The organism is Vibrio sp. Vb0349, assembly GCF_033338975.1.
Genome location: NZ_JAWOTS010000008.1, coordinates 168,028 through 185,558, shown reverse-complemented (window position 1 = coordinate 185,558; position 17,531 = coordinate 168,028). Strand labels below are relative to the sequence as shown.

At 43.1% G+C, this 17,531-nt stretch carries 14 protein-coding genes and 1 tRNA gene; 6 read left to right on the top strand and 9 right to left on the bottom strand.

The genetic code is table 11. The annotated features are described in order from the left end of the window. From R7Q47_RS12080 to R7Q47_RS12070, 3 genes are all read right to left on the bottom strand, one after another. Nucleotides 1–74: transfer RNA gene (locus tag R7Q47_RS12080), tRNA-Cys, on the bottom strand. 203 nt (nt 75–277) lie between these two features. Beyond that, a complete protein-coding gene (gene viaA, locus R7Q47_RS12075) occupies nt 278–1,732 on the bottom strand; it encodes an ATPase RavA stimulator ViaA (protein WP_213866315.1) in 1,455 nt (484 codons plus the stop codon). A gap of 9 nt (nt 1,733–1,741) precedes the next feature. Further along, nucleotides 1,742–3,403, bottom strand: a complete 1,662-nt coding sequence (locus tag R7Q47_RS12070; RefSeq protein WP_054576741.1) for an ATPase RavA domain-containing protein — start codon at nt 3,401–3,403, stop codon at nt 1,742–1,744. Nucleotides 3,404–3,672: 269 nt separating this feature from the next. On the opposite strand from R7Q47_RS12070, the gene R7Q47_RS12065 reads away from it, so the two are divergent. The 5 genes from R7Q47_RS12065 to R7Q47_RS12045 all read left to right on the top strand — a co-directional run bounded on the left by R7Q47_RS12065 (nt 3,673) and on the right by R7Q47_RS12045 (nt 8,465). After that, a complete protein-coding gene (locus R7Q47_RS12065; protein WP_017820203.1) occupies nt 3,673–4,188 on the top strand; it encodes an NUDIX hydrolase in 516 nt (171 codons plus the stop codon). A 22-nt stretch (nt 4,189–4,210) separates the two neighbouring features. Further along, on the top strand, nt 4,211–5,215 hold the full coding sequence (gene ltaE, locus R7Q47_RS12060) for a low-specificity L-threonine aldolase (RefSeq protein WP_054578964.1): 1,005 nt from the start codon (nt 4,211–4,213) through the stop codon (nt 5,213–5,215). 78 nt (nt 5,216–5,293) lie between these two features. Continuing rightward, entirely contained in the window at nt 5,294–5,614 is a 321-nt protein-coding gene (locus R7Q47_RS12055) for a c-type cytochrome (RefSeq protein ID WP_017633643.1), read from the top strand. Between the two features lie 212 nt (nt 5,615–5,826). Then, a complete protein-coding gene (gene yfcC / locus R7Q47_RS12050; protein ID WP_005387492.1) occupies nt 5,827–7,359 on the top strand; it encodes a putative basic amino acid antiporter YfcC in 1,533 nt (510 codons plus the stop codon). Nucleotides 7,360–7,469: 110 nt separating this feature from the next. After that, nucleotides 7,470–8,465 (top strand): succinylglutamate desuccinylase/aspartoacylase family protein, encoded by a 996-nt coding sequence (locus tag R7Q47_RS12045; protein ID WP_151515525.1) that lies wholly within the window; start codon nt 7,470–7,472, stop codon nt 8,463–8,465. 207 nt (nt 8,466–8,672) lie between these two features. On the opposite strand, the gene R7Q47_RS12040 is transcribed toward R7Q47_RS12045, so the two are convergent. Continuing rightward, entirely contained in the window at nt 8,673–9,206 is a 534-nt protein-coding gene (locus tag R7Q47_RS12040; RefSeq protein ID WP_025767720.1) for a lipocalin family protein, read from the bottom strand. A gap of 307 nt (nt 9,207–9,513) precedes the next feature. Here R7Q47_RS12040 and R7Q47_RS12035 point away from each other — a divergent pair, with 307 nt between their 5' ends. Next, nucleotides 9,514–9,894 carry a cystatin family protein gene (locus tag R7Q47_RS12035; RefSeq protein WP_213961077.1) on the top strand — a complete coding sequence of 127 codons (381 nt, stop codon included), beginning with the start codon at nt 9,514–9,516 and terminating at the stop codon, nt 9,892–9,894. Nucleotides 9,895–9,952: 58 nt separating this feature from the next. Here the strand turns inward: R7Q47_RS12035 and R7Q47_RS12030 are convergent, their stop codons facing one another. From R7Q47_RS12030 to tssI, 5 genes are all read right to left on the bottom strand, one after another. After that, nucleotides 9,953–13,009 carry an AAA family ATPase gene (locus R7Q47_RS12030; RefSeq protein WP_248486306.1) on the bottom strand — a complete coding sequence of 1,019 codons (3,057 nt, stop codon included), beginning with the start codon at nt 13,007–13,009 and terminating at the stop codon, nt 9,953–9,955. A 9-nt stretch (nt 13,010–13,018) separates the two neighbouring features. After that, a complete protein-coding gene (locus tag R7Q47_RS12025; protein ID WP_248486304.1) occupies nt 13,019–14,152 on the bottom strand; it encodes an exonuclease SbcCD subunit D in 1,134 nt (377 codons plus the stop codon). Between the two features lie 359 nt (nt 14,153–14,511). Continuing rightward, complete coding sequence (locus tag R7Q47_RS12020; RefSeq protein ID WP_248486302.1) at nt 14,512–15,351, bottom strand: NAD/NADP transhydrogenase subunit beta; 840 nt, start codon at nt 15,349–15,351, stop codon at nt 14,512–14,514. Continuing rightward, a complete protein-coding gene (locus R7Q47_RS12015) occupies nt 15,352–15,642 on the bottom strand; it encodes a PAAR domain-containing protein (protein ID WP_248486300.1) in 291 nt (96 codons plus the stop codon). It abuts the gene before it with no gap. An 11-nt stretch (nt 15,643–15,653) separates the two neighbouring features. Then, nucleotides 15,654–17,489 carry a type VI secretion system tip protein TssI/VgrG gene (gene tssI / locus R7Q47_RS12010; RefSeq protein ID WP_318089049.1) on the bottom strand — a complete coding sequence of 612 codons (1,836 nt, stop codon included), beginning with the start codon at nt 17,487–17,489 and terminating at the stop codon, nt 15,654–15,656. Between the last annotated feature and the right edge of the window lie 42 nt (nt 17,490–17,531).

Here is a 17,531-nt window from a genome sequence, read left to right as displayed (position 1 = left end):
TGGAGGCGCCTCCCGGAGTCGAACCGAGGTCCACGGATTTGCAATCCGCTGCATAGCCACTCTGCCAAGGCGCCTTTTATTACGCTTCAGGGCTCTACCCCGTTGCGTTGGTGGCTACTTTACGGATTGAGAGAAGATAGTCAAACAAAAATATTTCATTTTCTGTTCGTTTGATTTCTTTTAAGTCAATTCGACCAAAGTTCGATCTTATTGGCTTAAAACGAAGCAATATAAATCTAGCTTTCAGTTCGTTTTGTCCCATGAAACATTAAGGCGTTTAATAGTTGCTGACCCTTTTTAGCAATCTTCCCACAACATTAGGGTGATAAGACCAAGTGTGATCAAACATCGACATTAATGCAGGATTTCCGTATTTCGATAAGCTAATCGCGTGAAAACGGTTTTTCTTCGCTTTGAGCGCATCCACTTTGGCCAGTAACTCGTCTTGTTGTTTTGGCGCGATAAAGTCGGAAATGACTACCATGTCTGCGTTTTTATATTTATCACCGCTCATCAAGTCGATAGATTTAATCAAAGTTGGCTCTAAGTCTGTACCACCATGGAAGCTATAAGTTAGAAAGTCCGCCGCCTCGCGCAGACCATCTTGTTTGGTTAGTTCGTAGGTAATGTGTTCCGTAGAAAAAATAATGACATAGCAATCACGTTGCTCCGCTAGTGCGATTTGCATCAGAGCATAAGCCATGGCTTTGGCGCATTGCTCAGGAAAGCCACTCATGGAACCGGACGCGTCCACACAAACAATGAAGGGGCCTTTTTCGATATCTACCGCTTTATGGTCAGGTCGGTGAGCTTTAACTTTACGTAACGTGCGCGATTTGCCTTGTGTACGATAGTTCATGAGCCGTTTATCAACTAAGTGTTTATAGAACACAACTTCAAGTTCAGGATACGCCAAAAACATCGTTTCGTTGGGAAGTAGCTTATTTAGATCATCGCTTTCGTGAATACCGACAATATCATCCGTCGCCTCATCACTTTTCTCTTCGACCAATTGAAGTTCTTCAGTGGGCGCACGATTTAGTTCAGGATCATTTACTTGCCCCGCCATACGACCGAGTTGCTCCGCAATTTCTTGCAAGCCTTGGTGCTTCTTCAGAAACTCAGCATGGCGTTTCATCACCGTTAAGTCTGTTTTACTCAACTTGGCAGATGCCATATCCCACAGGCGCCCTACACTTTCAGCGTCACCCGACTCCGTGACTTTATCCATATTACGCATGGTTTCCATACGTTGATACAGGTCATTCAGCACCTTTTCTTTATTGGCTTCAAGCTCGCTTACTTGCGCTTGTTTTATAGCATCGGTGAGGCTTTGGTACCATTGATCACAAAAGTAATGAGGGAACATAGGGTTATTCATCCCTTTGTTCTTTTCCATCATTCGGCGAGCTTGCATGTAAAACGCAGAGTGCCATTCCAGCTTTTTAATCACATCTTCGATGTTTTCAAAAAACGTTTCTTCATCCCAATGAATAACCTCTTGATATAAAGACAGCTCTTGTTGGAAACGCTCTGTCTCACATACCTTGGTGATCCGTTTTTTGACGCTGCCTCGCCACTTTAACAAGTGACCTTTGACCGAAGATTTAACACCTCGGTTTTCTGCCATCATCATGACTTGTGAACGCGCCATCAAATCATTAACTGCGCTATCGATGATGCCGGAGTCGGCCACCATCAGCGCGAGGTTAAGTCCGTCTGCACCTAGCATGTCGTCTCCTTATGAGAAAAACTGATTTAAGTTTTTAAAGCGTTGGATAACTTTTTCACTTTCTGCTTGGATTGATTCAAGTCTCTGACTTACCTGTTGCAGACTCGACTCCATTAGGCGGGGTAGTTCAGGATCAACAAAGCTATGCGGAAGCGCATCATGAAAGTTCGCTTTCACCTTGCGCATATGGTGTTCTGCCTCACTAAGCTGATTTACGGCTTTTTCGCTCTGCGTTAACCACTTTTGGTAAAGCTCTACATCCAAGCCCTCTTGAGTCACTAGGCTAACCAAAATGCCTCGGTTCGCGATATCACGGATAACTAGGTTATTCGCCGCGTCAACATCAAATCGTAAACGGCACATGTTGGTGTTTTGATTGACGTAACCATACACATCACCGCTTCCCTCTTTAATGACTCGATCTAACTCATCTTTGGGTACATAAACCCAGCGGCTATCACCTTTTTCTGATTCTGAAACCGACATGTTGCTTTGCAAGACCACCAATTTAACTAAGTTAACGGCTGCGCCAACTTTGTACATCTTGGCTTTAGAGGTATCAAAGCGCATGGTTTCTTTACGCAAAATGCCCGTTGCCGCTTCAGACGTTAACGTCATGCGGTAGGCATCTTCAAGTTCATGTTGAACATCAACCAAAGACTCTCGGCAGTACTCAATTTCCTGCTCCGCGTCTTGTTGATCAAATGCATGTTTTAAGGCGAACTCTTGAACCACTTCACGTACCACATCTCGCGATTCAGGACTGTTCCATAAACAATCTTGCAGCAGTAGAAGGTCAAGCGGATTTATTTCATCGCGACCATTAAAAAACGCGCTCGCTTTTAACAACTTCACGGCTTTCTTCCAGCGGCGGTCAGAGACATACATATCGGTATTGGCCACATCACCAAACTGAGCTTCAACTTTGCTTTCTAACATCGTTTTAAGCTGGAAAAGCTTTTCGAATGCATTGTCGGTTAACGTCAATTTGTCGAGCTGTTGTTGCCATTGATGATATTCTTCATCAGTTATCGCTAGGCCTTCTGGTACTTGTGCCTCTTGCGATGTGCCCACAGTCAACATCGACTTAAAGTTTTGTTTATTCTGAATTCGATTCACAAACACACGCACCAACATGCGGTCGTAGAGCGCATCCAATCCACTATCTTCATCGGGTAATTCATTGGAAGCCGATACCAACAAGCGCATTGGCACACGCTCGATATCGCTGCCATTTTTGAATGTTTTCTCATTAACCACTGTCAGCAATGTATTAAGAATTGCAGGGCCCGCCTTCCAGATTTCATCCAAAAATACGACTTGTGCAGTTGGCAAATACCCTTTAGTTAAGCGAACATAACGGCCGTTGTCTTTTAGCTCTTGGATACTCAGTGGCCCAAACACCTCTTCAGGGGTTGAGAAGCGCGTCATCAGGTATTCGAAGTAACTGCTGTTATCGAACGCTTGGATGAGTCGTTTGGCAATTAAGCTTTTTGCAATACCAGGGGGGCCTAAAAGAAAAACACTTTCACCAGCAAGTGCAGCAAGAAGGCAGAGCTTGATCGTATGTTCACGCTCATAAACGCCATCCGTTAACGCTTTCGCCAATTTATTGATGCGTTCTGAGAGAAGCGCTTTTTCGGCATTTGAGGCAAATAAGGTTTGTGTCATACGTTCTCCGGCTACTGAAGTGGTATTGCGTTAACATTTTTATACACTTGTTATAACTTTGTTACAAATGTATTTTGTCGAATTCCCCTTATAGCAGATGCTTTTCCCCATCTTGACGAAGCAATCAAAGTTTCCATTTATGAGACATTGCTCACTTAAAGTGCAAACGCTTTCGTCGTGTTGCAGTATTTTTTGCTTTTGTTTCCCACCATTTGTGGTTAATGTCGAAAAACGTCAAAAATGCGGTAACAGCTAGGGTTCATAACTGCATGAGCAAGATAATTCATAAATGGAAGCAAATTTCTCTGATTGAAGAAGACGTTATGCTTCCTACAGGACAGGCAATTACGCACACCACAATCCATCATCCGGGCGCTGCAGTGATTCTCCCTATTACAGCGGAGGGTGAGATTGTCCTTGTCCACCAATTTCGGCCTTCACTTAATAAATGGCTATTGGAACTTCCTGCTGGTACCAGGGAAGGCAACGAAGAGCCACTCTGCTGCGCCAAAAGAGAGTTAGAGGAAGAAACTGGGTTTAGTGCAGAGAAATTCACGTCTCTCGGCCAAGTCACCCCTCTTGCCGGATTTTGTGATGAGATACAGTATCTATTTGTTGCCGAAAAGCTCAACAAAACAAACCGTTACGAGTGCGATGAAGACGAAGTGATTGAGGTCGTCACCTTGTCAATCAAGCAACTCGAAGAAAAGATTGTCGATGGCACGATCACCGATGCCAAAACGATCGCTTGCTTAAGCAAAGCGCGCCTTTGCGGATATATTTAGGACTTTGACCAAGGAGACATTCATGGATTTTCGATCAGATACCGTTACACAGCCCACCCAAGCCATGCGAGAAGCCATGTTTAAGGCCCCCGTTGGGGATGATGTTTATGGTGATGACCCTACGGTCAATGAGCTTGAAAAATTTGCTGCGCAGCTTGCTGGTTTCGAAGCAGCTTTGTTTACCACTTCAGGCACTCAAGCCAATCTGCTCGGTTTAATGGCGCATTGCGAGCGGGGAGATGAATATCTATGTGGGCAACAAGCACATAACTACAAATACGAAGCTGGTGGCGCGGCGGTTTTGGGATCAATTCAACCTCAACCAGTCGAAAATAACCCGGATGGCACGCTACCATTTGATAAACTGGCTGCTGCGATTAAACCAGATGATTGTCACTTTGCTCGCACTAAGCTTCTCAGCTTAGAAAACACAATTAATGGTAAAGTACTACCTCTGTCTTACTTAGCAGAAGCACGTGACTTCGTGAATAAACATAACTTGCAGATGCATCTAGATGGCGCTCGCGTTTTTAACGCAGCCGTTGCACTTGATGTTCCGGTAAAAGAGATCGGTCAGTACTTTGATTCAATGACGATCTGTCTGTCGAAAGGTCTGGCTGCCCCTGTTGGCTCGCTACTGCTTGGTAGCAAAGACTACATCGCAAAAGCACGTCGCTTAAGAAAGATGGTCGGCGGTGGTATGCGTCAATCGGGTATTCTTGCCGCAGCAGGCAAACTTGCCCTTACCGAACAAGTGGAACAGCTAAAACAAGATCACATCAACGCAAAAACCTTAGCGGAAGGTTTAGCAGAACTGCCTGGTTTTTCAGTCAACCCTGAATTTGTTCAAACGAACATCGTGTTCGCGAAGCTTGATCCTCAAGTGGACATAGTAAGTATCGCTGCGAAACTAAAGGAACAAAACATCACGATAACCCCTGGAAATCCAATTCGTTTTGTAACTCATAAAGATATTTCAGCGAAAGACATCGACACTTTCTTATCAAGTATAAAATCTCTACTTTAATTTGATTTTGATCATTGAGCTTCCCCTAAGGGGAAGCTTTATTGTATCGGCATGATTTTTAGCGAATAGATAACCTCCATGCTCAGATTTGTACTTCTAATCTCTTTTATTTTCTCTTCCGCTATCCATGCCGAGCCGTTTGGTGATGCTGATAAAGGTAAAATCAAATCACCTAGCTGTGTCTATTGTCACGGTGTTACAGGCATCGCAACGAACAACACCTATCCAAGCCTTGCTGGTCAAAATGCTCAGTACCTTTACAATGCAATGAAATCTTATCAAGCCGGTGAGCGTAAAGGGCCACTTGCAGAAATGATGGCAGCACAGTTAAAAATGTTAAATGATGAAGACCTTCGTGATGTCGCTGCTTTTTATGCAGAACAGACAGAAATCAAGTGATTAGATCACCTGTAGATGTACTATGAAAGCTCGTGAATCATCCAAACTCAACGCATATTGAAACATTAACCCAACATTTGACCACAAAACAATCAAATTAACTTCACTTCAAATATTTGATGAATTTATAGTTCAACATAAGCATTAATATTGACTTTTTATTCTATTTTATCGATATTTCATGCTTTATTGAATTTGACGTGAAGTAAGTTATGTCTCACACACATGCGCAACCAGCAGACTCGGTTGCTACCCCTAAGTCGTGGCAGATGCCAGATACCCTCATTTTGATCTTCATTGTTGGTATTCTTGCTGCGATTCTTACCTACTTAATTCCTGCTGGTCATTTTGATAGCCAACAGGTGACCTACATGGTCGACGGTGCAGAAAAAACTCGCACAGTTATCGATCCTTCTTCTTTCTCTTATGCAACCGACGAAAACGGTGAATTGGTTTACAACAAGGTTGGCCTGTTTGCTTCTGGTGGTGGCATTGGTCTGATGAACTTCCCTTTCGAAGGGCTAGTTTCTGGCTCTAAATGGGGCAGCGCAATCGGCGTGATTATGTTCATGTTGGTTATCGGCGGTGCTTTCGGCGTTGTAATGCGCACAGGCACAATCGATAACGGTATCCTGCGCCTTATCGATAAGACCAAAGGTAACGAAGCGCTATTCATTCCAGTGCTATTTTTGCTGTTCTCGCTAGGCGGTGCGGTATTTGGTATGGGTGAAGAAGCCGTAGCATTTGCGATTATTATCGCGCCGCTTATGGTTCGCCTTGGTTATGATGGTATCACTACGGTAATGGTTACCTATGTTGCGACTCAAATTGGCTTTGCTACTTCTTGGATGAACCCTTTCTCCGTCGCTATTGCGCAAGGCATTGCGGGTGTACCTGTTTTATCCGGCATGACAGTGCGCATGGGGTTATGGGCTGGCTTTACGTTAATCGGTATCGCTTTCACAATGATCTACGCCGCTCGTGTGAAGTCAAATCCTAAACTTTCTTACAGCCACCGCACAGACCAGTATTTCCGTCAGCAAGAGCTTGGCAATCAAGATTCTCGTTGGAACCTAGGTGACACACTCGTTATCCTTACGGTTATTGCGACCACGGTGTGGGTCGTTTGGGGCGTAGTCGCTAACGCATGGTACATCCCAGAAATCGCTTCTCAATTTTTCACTATGGGCTTTGTTGTCGCGATCATCGGTACGATTTTCCGCCTGAACGGTATGACGCTGAACTGCGCAGCTGATGCATTTAAAGAAGGTGCAGCTATTATGCTTGCACCTGCCCTATTAGTGGGTTGTGCAAAAGGTGTATTGTTGATCCTTGGTGGTGGTACAACTGATGAAGCGAGTGTACTGAACTCAATTCTAAACAGTGCTGGCGGCGTGATTAGCGGGCTTCCTGACGTGGCTGCGGCATGGTTAATGTATGTATTCCAATCTATCTTCAACTTCTTCGTCACTTCGGGCTCTGGACAAGCGGCACTAACGATGCCTCTACTGGCCCCTCTGGCAGACATTGCAGGCGTTACACGCCAAGTGGCAGTTTTGTCATTCCAACTTGGCGATGGCTTTACTAACGTTATCGTCCCTACTTCGGCATCTCTCATGGCAACGCTTGGTGTCTGCCGTATCGACTGGGGTGACTGGGCAAAATTCTGCTGGCGATTTATTCTATTACTCTTTACCCTATCAAGTATCGTCGTTATCGCAGCTCATATTATGGGTTTTGCGTAAAACGAAACCAATTGGTAATTAAGGCGAGACATGTTCTCGCCTTATTAATATTCATGGTATGACGACGCTAAGGTTTTAGATTAGCTTATGGTTTTGGAGTGGTAACTTTAATGGCAACACAATTTCTCGATGACGTGATTCAAGGTCATCAAGTGATTCAATCTCTCAATGTAGCAGGCCTAAATTCGGGCGAGCATAAGTTTTGGTTTCGCATCGCAACGAATGCTCTCTCTCAGTGGCAACACCTACCTGTGCTAGTGTTCAAAGGTGAAAAACCTGGCAAGAAGATCATGATTACCGCAGGGGTTCATGGTGATGAGTACAATGGTGTGTTAGCAGCGCAGAAAACTGCTCGAGAGCTCATCGGCACTGAAGTCGCTGGTACTGTCACTATTGTTCCAACCATTAACATGCCAGGTATGCTAAACCACAGCCGCGATTTCTATTCCGCAGACCCTGATGCGTCTCCTGCAAACTTAAACCGCTTTTTTCCTGGTGACCAAAACGGCAATGAGGCCCAACGTTACTTATATGCATTGTGGAATGATTTGCTCAAGCCAAATGCTGATTTAGCCATTGACCTTCACACTCAAACCAGTGGTGCGGCCTATCCACTTTACGTGTTTGCAGATTTCCGAATCGAGCAATCATTAGAAATGGCTCGCCTCATTAATCCTGATGCGATTTTAAATGATCCTGGAGATGCTGGCGTCCTTGAAACGGTCTGGAATAACCATGGTGTCCCAAGTATTACTGTTGAAGTAGGTATGGGGCGATATACCGAGCAAGAGCTCATCAGTCGAACTGTAACAGGCATTTTTAATGTGCTGAAAAAGCATAACATTGTTGAAGGTGATATGGACCCTATTACGTCATGCTTGGAAGGAAACGAAATCGTCAGTGTGAAAGCGACACACGGCGGCTTTGTACTGCCTCATGTCAGTTTGATGAATTTTGTCGAGCAAGGCCAACTTCTTGCGATTCAATACGACAGCTTTGGCGCTGAGATTAAACGCTACACCGCCCCAACAAGCGGCACAGTACTTAGCCACAATGTTGAATCTATTCGAGCACCAGGTTCCCTGATCGTTCGTTTGATTAAGTAAACCATAACCGTTTGTTGATAGATCAACCTTTCGACGCTCACTCAAATTTATATAAGCCCCATCACGAGTAATCACAAATGATGGGGCTATATCCATTTTGACCACATTAAGTTACGCGGTAACAAATTACTGTTAAGCGAAATGACAAACTGAGCTCTTAATTAGGAAGCTTCCCCTCTGTCCGCTTTTTCAGCCACGCTGATGAACTTAAAGCTGCCGTTGTTTCTCTTGTTCAACAAAAATGAGCTCGTCGATAGCGAAACCTTTCTCTTTAGCTACGTACTTAAAGCGCTCCACTACTTTCTCATCAACATTAGGCGTTCTAGACAATAGCCACAAGTAGTCGTGGTTGTAACCTGAGACAAACGCATAATCATAGTTTTCACCTAGCTCAAACACAATGTAAGAAGAATATATTGGCCCAAAAAAGGAAACCTTTAAGTGTCCAACCGTTTCATCTTCAACAAAATAAGCTTTACCTTCAGCTTCTGACCACTGTCGCTCTTCTTCGGAATATCCACGGTTTATCACCTTAACCCCACCATCCTCGCGAACCTGATACTCAGCGGTAACGTTGGATAAGCCTCGCTCAAATGAATGGTCTAGGCGTGCAATTTCGTACCACTTACCTAGATATGGCTCTAAATCGAAATTATTGACGGGTTCCACCCCATCCGGCTTCGAGGTACAACCAAATAAAGTTGCAAGTGACAAAAGTAAAAATATTTTTATCGATTTCATACAACACCTAAATTTTAATTAGTGATTGATTTTACTCTAGAAGATAACAAATCGATCACTAAGCCGCACCATCGCCCTCATAGGTACACATCACAATTCTTCATCATCAATAGCGCGCTGAACACCGAAACCTCGTCATCTCAGCAAATCGATAACAAGATTGCTCTATTTTTGACTTACAAGCTGACCATGCTTGTACATTTTGTCAGCATTTAACCCTATGCATATAGAAACTTTGCACAACATAGACATTCGTAGGCATATCACCCTCCTATAATACGTTGCGTTATAGACAGAGGTTATTGTTATGAAATTAAAAACAGTGTCAGTTTGTGCACTTTTGGTGTTACTTGCAGGTTGTCAGCAGGAAAAGCCGAGCGAAACGACACAATTAACGACCTCGGCAGATGTATGTAATGCACAAGGAAACATGCCAGGTGGGTGGAATGAGTTTAACGCGACCCCTGATGCACAAAAGGCAATGGCCTTTGTTTTAAAGAAAATGGACACAATAGCGTCGTTTAAACAAATACTGAATGTTCACGCGCAAATCGTTAGCGGCGTCAACTATGCTATTGAGTTTAAATTGGATGATGGCTCTGTTTGGAACACGATTGTTTATCGCAACCTCGATGGCGAATATGCGATTACCCAATCGCCAAAAGAAGGCCACTTTTGCGAACAGTAGCGACTTAGTCAGAAAGCCCCAACATTAGAGGCTTTTTGATCTAACAGTAGTCACTGAATTAGACAGCGAAGCGACATTGAGATTTAATCGACACCGTTGAACCAAGTCTTGATGGTTCAACATCAATCCTCTGCGCCATTTGCTCTTTCAGCTCAGAAACGTGAGAAATAACACCGATCATGCGCCCAGTCTGTTGCAGGTCCACTAGCGTTTGAATAGCAAGATCTAAAGACTCTGGGTCTAAACTACCGAAGCCCTCATCAATAAATAAAGTGTCTAAACGGATACCGCCACTATAGGATTGCACAACATCCGACAAACCAAGTGCCAGAGCAAGCGCTGCCATAAATGATTCACCGCCGGAAAGTGTCGCAACATCACGCGTTTTTCCTGTGTAGCCATCTTCAACCATTAAATCTAAGCCACGACCCGCAGCGCCTTTGAAGCCCTCTGTTTTTCGAGCAAGAATATAGCGCCCTTTACTCATAAGGCTTAAGCGTTGAGAGGCCTGAATCAGCACATCATCCAACAGTACACCAAGAACAAAGCGATGTAGGCTAACCCTGCTGCCTGTTTTACCGCTAGCAACGTCGTACAACGTACCAAAGACTTTGTATTCTTCTTCTAACTTACTATTTTTCTCATGCAACACGGCAATATCTTTACGAACCTTTTCAAGACGTTCAAATATTGAGCGTGTGGTATCAAGTTGATTCCTTACTTCAATATATTGCGCCTGCAGAGTGGTTAACCTGTCGTTAATCGACTCCAAATTAGGCCTTTCAAGATCTTTCAATGCATGATTTAAATCATGTAGTGTTTGCTCAAGCTTGGTTTGTGCCTGTTTGAAACTGTCTATTTCTTGCTGCCAGGCTTGAAGTTCATCATCTCCCACTCGACTACTTAGATAATGGCTTTCATCCTCAAATTTACTCGCCTGTAGTGCCTCATTCCACGCTAATTCTGCTTGGCTAAGTTTTTGCTCTGACTCAGATAACCACTGCTTGTTCGTCGCTAAGTGACTTTCCGCATTTGATTTCTCCAATATCGCTTGCTGCAAAGCGTTTTGCGCCTTTTCTAAGCCTGTGTTCAAACTCAGAATTTGCTCGTTTGTCAGCAAAATTTCACGTTCAAGCAAGTCAGCGGAACTGTATTTTGGGTCAATAGAAGCTTGTAATTGAGCCAATTGTTCTTGGTTCGCTTTAACGGTTGATTCATTTGCCGCCATTTGATTCTGCAGCTCATGAATTTTATTTTCACCCACGACGCAGCGTTGATTAAGCTGTTCAACGTTCCTTTCTAGTTTTTCAATATCAATAGCTTGTAGACGTAGGAGTTGAGCATTAAGCGCTTGCAAATCATTTTGAACCGTCGAGATCTCAGATGTAGCATACTCACCCAACTCCTCTTTCAACTGGTTATACTGATTCTGATACTGACTAATGACAACGTTATGTTGTTCTAGCTGATTGCTTAGTTGGTTCAACAAGGTTTGAGCTTCTCGCTCTTTCGCTCTAGCCGCCTGAACTTGCTCTTTTGTAACGGCTTCTTCAACAAACGTTGTGGGGTTAGGATGCGTTTCGCTACCACACACCGGGCATGCTTCACCTGCTTTTAGTCGCTGCGCTAATACTGCTGCTTGAGCGTTGTGCCACTTAAGCTCTATCGTATCAGCGTCTTGTTGACACTGCATATAGCGCTGACTGGCTTCGTTTAGTGACTGCTGCTTACCTAGAGTTAGCGCATTGAGTTTAGAGAGCTCTAAAGTAAGATCATGCAGCTTTTGTAGATCCTGTAGCAGCCGTTGTTTTTGTTTTATTTCCGCATCGATGCTGCCAATAAGCGCAACATCAACTCGTGCTTTCTCTAGCTCCTTCTGTCCCTGCTGGGCCTGTAACGTTAACTTATCTTTTAGTTCTATGTACTGTTTTAACGTTGCTTCAAATTGTTGTTTTTGTTGATAACCCGCCGTTATTTTACTTTCCAAATTGTCTTTCTCGACCAACTTGTTTTTCATACTTTCAAGCTGATACTGCAGTTGCGTTAACTGCGGGACCTTTGCCGCGGCCTCTTTTGCACTTTGCTGCAAGTTTTCTTGTTCTCTCGCAACGACATGAGCTTTTTCGAGACTCTCTTTCAAAGCTACGATTTTTTGCCTAAGCTCTTGCGTTTGAGCTTTTGCATTTTGTAATGAGATGTAGGGCAACTCTATCTTATTGGCATTTTTAGCGTTTTCTAATTGCTGTTGACGAGCTTTTATCGAATCTGAGTGTTCTAGATGCAGCTTGAGTGCGCTTTCTGCTTGCTCTCGTTTCGAAAACTCTCCATTCAAGGTTTCCGCTTTTTGCAATTCAGATTTAGCAGTATTGAGCTTATCTAACGCTGCTTGCTCATTCTTTTTATCAGACTCTAATTGCTTAGTTACTTGTTCCAGTTGTTGTAATAGTTCTTGTTCAGAACTCGCTTCTGCAACTTGTAAAGCACCTCGAATTTGATTATCAAATTCGCCTTTCGCTTTACTAATTGCACTCGCTTTATCTTTGAGCGCGTACTCAATTTTTTTATATATGTCAGTTTGAAAGAGCTGGCCAAAAATTTCTTCACGCTCTTTAGAACTAGCAAGCAACAGTTCTCGGAATTTTCCTTGAGGCAACACCATAACTTGACGAAATTGAGTTTCATTCAAGCCAATAATATTGCTAACTTCAGTTTTAACCTGAGTCGTCTTGCTGGTGATAAGCGTTTCAGTCTCACCGAGTTCATAAAGAGCCGCAGTGTGCTTTTTAATCGTCATCCCTTCACCACGGGCCTTGGGCGCTTCCTGCTCAGGGGATCGAACAACTCGGTATTGTTTGCCGTGTAACGAAAATTCGAGAACTACTTCGGTTGGTAAGTCTTGCGCGGATAAGTCACACCGCATCTGAATACCTTGTCGCTCATTACCTGTGGTTTCACCATAAAGGGCGAAGCAAATGGCATCTAAGATCGACGTTTTACCGGAACCTGTAGGACCATTAATCAAAAATAGAGGGTTACTGCCAAGCTTCTCAAAATGAATGATTTCAGTTTTTGCAAACGGACCAAAGGCTTGCATGGTTAGTTTAATTGGTTTCATCTTTGGTCCCTATTGCTGTGATAATTGCTTAATAATGTCAGTAACAGCCTGCTCTTGCTCTTTAGACAACTGGCTATCTTGCGCCTCAATAAAAAAATCTCGGAACATATCAATTTCGCTTCGCGCCAACTTTGCTTGCGCCATTTCCTGCTCTACCCCAATTAACATGCCAGGTTTCTCAAGGTGTAAAACGTTTGGATACACTGAACGAAGTTTTTCCATTGGGTTTAAAATCGCATGTTTATCCATCAAACGAACTAACAAATAATCTTCATTCTTGGGGTCTGTTTTCCCTTGATCAATAACTTTATCCAGCTCGCCCTCTACAATACGCATTTCATGAGGAGCCGTAAGATCAATATGCTCTGCAGAAACGAATCCTTTCTTGTCCAGTTCAACTAACGTGAAACCTTTTCTCTGGTTCTGTTCACCAAAGCTATACTTCATGAGAGAGCCAGAGTAACGGATATGCTCTGCGCCTTTCTTTTGAGGCTGATGCAAATGACCAAGTGCGACGTAGTCAAAATCTAAGAAGTGTTCATGACTCACGCGATCAGAACCACCAATAGATAATGGTCGTTCAGAGTCTGACTCGATAGCCCCATCAACAAAACAGTGACTCACGAGCACGCGCTTTTGCTTAGAGATAAAGCGCTCTTTAATTTGCTCAACAAGCAATCGATGAGCCTCATCATGAGTGGATACCGAGGCTTTGTATGCAAACCTGACCTGTTCAGGGTCGTTATAAGGCATACCATAAAACGCGACCTCATCCGCAGAGTCCGTTTTTATGATGATGGGAGTGAGCATCTCTTCAAAGTTGCTAACAATATGGAGACCTGCATTTTTCATTTGCTCTGAGCCGAAACCTAGCCTTTCTGCACCATCATGGTTGCCAGATATCAATATCATTGGTGTTTCTAACTCGGTACAAATGCGTTTCACGACTCGATTTAACAGTTCTATTGCAACCGTTGGTGGCACCGAACGGTCATAAATATCTCCCGCCACTACAACCGCATCAACGGGATTGTGTTCAATATAGTTAATCAGTTGTTCGAGTACTGCTTGTTGATCTTCGAGTAGTGATACGTTGTGGAATTGTCGACCAAGATGCCAATCTGAGGTGTGGATAAACTTCATTCGAATTCACTTTCCGCCAATTCTATGAGTAGGCTTGCTTCTGTCAGAGTCCATGTACCGTTTATAAAAAGGAATGCGTCACGGGTGGGATCTCGAACAAGCCAAAACTCAAGTTATTTTATATCGGTAAGGATATCTTGAGTCGAACAGCTTTTCATGTGGTTTGTGTTCTATGGCTGGCTATTTAATCAGAAAGCGAGAAGAACACTGTAAAAACGCGGTGAGCAAAGTTATTTTGAAAAGCAAGCTGCGCCTAGTCATTGTCCAAACATCATTAAAGGGCAAGTTTCGAGTCAATCCCCCCATAACATTTGCATCACTATAACCTCAGCTACTAGAAGGAAAAGCAATAGCCAGACCTATTCGCTACGCCAATTGTATATTACTCCTACCGCATAGCCATCTGACTCGATGTCGGCTTGCAACACGTGAAAGTCTGGGCAGGGGCTGCTTCTTTGAAGCTCATCAATCACTAACGCTTTTAAAACGCCGCCACATGCACCCAATCCGCCAAGTTTGATATCAACAAATTGATACTGAGTTTGATCGGTCACCCACGGAGACAAGAATTGCATTGAGTTTAACCATTGCGGCTCTTCCTCATTAACGGATAAATACAATTGACTGAGTGGATGTTCACAACTTACTCCTAATTGCTTAAACACCTTGTCCACGGCGATGCGTTGTTGTTTGGCATCTAAATCAATTCGAACAACATCAGGCACAAGACCTGAATGTCGAAAAAAACACTTGGTTAAAATGATAGAGCTTTGAGGTTTGACATGCCCTTCTACATCGCTCGTAACCTCTATAGCCAGTATCCAAGTCGCTTGCGTTTCATTAACTTCACGATTTATCCGATTTAGTGCCATCAAAAATGCAGCTTGGCCATAAGGATAAAAGTAAATTTCAGTATTGACAGTTTGGCCAACGAAAATAGAAAGCTCGCTTATCAATGCTTTAAGCAAGCTTTTGTCTACCGAAGATGGTAAAAGAACACAGAGATTCCCTTTGATATCAACTTGCTCAAGACTCTCGCGCTCAGAGCGCACGAGGCTTAATATATGCTCATCTATTGATTGAGCAAAGTCAGGGGGTCGGATTTCCTCGGACAATCTAAAAGAATCATCAGCTATCTCGCGAACGGTGTGTGAACGGCCATTAAAGGATAGAAGATGCGTTTGAAATGCGAGTGGCATCTAGCCTCCGATTAAAACCGTAGGCATACCAGATAGAATTTTGCCACCATGAGACGTTGAATCGCCGACTCTTGCGGCTTGTTTACCGTTGATTGTTACGCTAGAAGAACCTGCTGAGATACTATCCGGAGGACCGATACAAATAAGCTTGTCGCCTTGTCTTGCCGCAGGTATCCCGCCAATCGTTACGTTTGGTGAACCAACAACGACGGGACCACCGACATGCGGTATCTTTCCTGTTTTTTTAGGGCAAAGATGAAAGCTGCCCAAAATTGCGGCTGGTTTACCCACTTTAAATCACCTTAGTTCAATGAAATTTGCCCAGCTTTAAGAGCAATAGCTGAGCCGTTAATGGATATTTTATTACCTTTGATATTGATTTCTCCAGAGCTAGACATCTGAATAGAAGCACCACCTACTTTGATCTCGACGCTCTTTCCTGCATTAAAAGACAGTACTTCACCCGTTTCATTCGAAAAGTTTTTACCTACTTTCAAGCTCGCGTTCTGACCAACCTCTTGATTAACATCATTGGTCACTTTTTCGGTTTTACTGTTTTCAACGGCGATATCAACACAGTCTTCAACTAGCATTTGGAACAGTTTTTCAGCATGAAGATAAATGTGCTCTTCACCAGGCTTATCATCGAAGCGCAACTCATTAAAATTGGATGTACCTTTTTGTACAGAGCGTGATTTATAACCACTCTGAGAACTTTGCTCTGGTAAAGCGTAAGGAGGGAGTTGACTACCGTTATATAGTGACCCCGTAACGATTGGTTGATCAGGGTCTCCGTTAACAAACTCGACGATGACCTCTTGTCCGACTCTAGGGTGAAACACCGACCCCCATCCGTTACCTGCAATATTTTGCGCAACACGAATCCAACATGAACTATTTACATCGTATTTACCAACACGGTCCCAGTGAAACTGAACTTTGATACGGCCATGTTTGTCTATGTAAATTTCACCATCTTTGTTCCCCGTAACTACTGCGGTTTGCAAACCTTTCATCTGAGGTTTAGAGTAGTTAACTGAAGGACGCAGGATTGTCTTTGAGTCAACACAACTAAACGAGACTTTGACACCTTGCGCACCGGTGCCACCTTGACCAGTCTGGTTATAAACAGCAGCAGACAAAAAAACAGAAGACAGTACATATTCTTTGCCGACTCGAGATTTATCTTCATGCTTTTTAAACTTGAAGCACTTGCCCACACTGAATGTTCTGCACGTAGCCACGCCACGACACAAATATGCATTTTGCTGTAGTGCTTCTATTGCATGCGTGTTTCTCAGTGCGTATTGATCATTGCTCTCCATTTCACCCATGTATTCAAAATACTCGCTTCCAGGTACTGTAAAAAAATCACTTTCACCCTTTGCAGTATTTTTAGGATTCGAAGAAGGCTTGAGCATGTTATAGCCTGACTTTTGACTCGCTTTAGTAGTCAGAATTTGCGTTTCATGCCAAGAAGAAATGTGGCTAGATTTCGCCGTACCTGTATCAAAATCGACTAAAAACTCAGTACCCGGCTTATAAAAACTGATGTCATCAAAAATATTGAGCGTATGGGCAGACTTAGTATGTGTAAAACAAAATGATAGCCCCTCCTCCGATAACAGACGTCGAACAAATTCAAGATCTGATTCTTCATATTGTACTTTGTATGTGTATTTAGGATAGGACTTGGTTAATTCAAAACTAAAGGCAACACTATGCTCCGATAGTACTTCAGAGATAATTTCCTTTATATCTTTATGCTGAAATATTCTGCAATTTTTTCGATATTCAGCGAAACGTAATTTAGGCTCTATTAATAATTCTATGTTTTTATAATTTTCGCCTTTATGTGTATTAGAAACCCTTTTCCCTTCTAATCTTGCAGCAGAAACATAACCATGCATATAACGAGGATTTGAAGAAACATCCTCATTATTTTCAAGGGTAATGGTAACTTCCTTACCAATAATTTCGTTTAACTCACTTCGTTGATCATTAAAGTAAGCTTTAGCACGCAATGAAAAAAGTTCTGAGATCTCTTCTCTATACTCAAACGAGTTTAGTATGATGGCATCTTTACCGAATGGGGAAGAAATTCGGATGAAATTGTTATCTTGAGTTGCTCTTTTCATTAAATACTTCTTTCAAAAAAATGCGGAGGAATATTCCCCCGC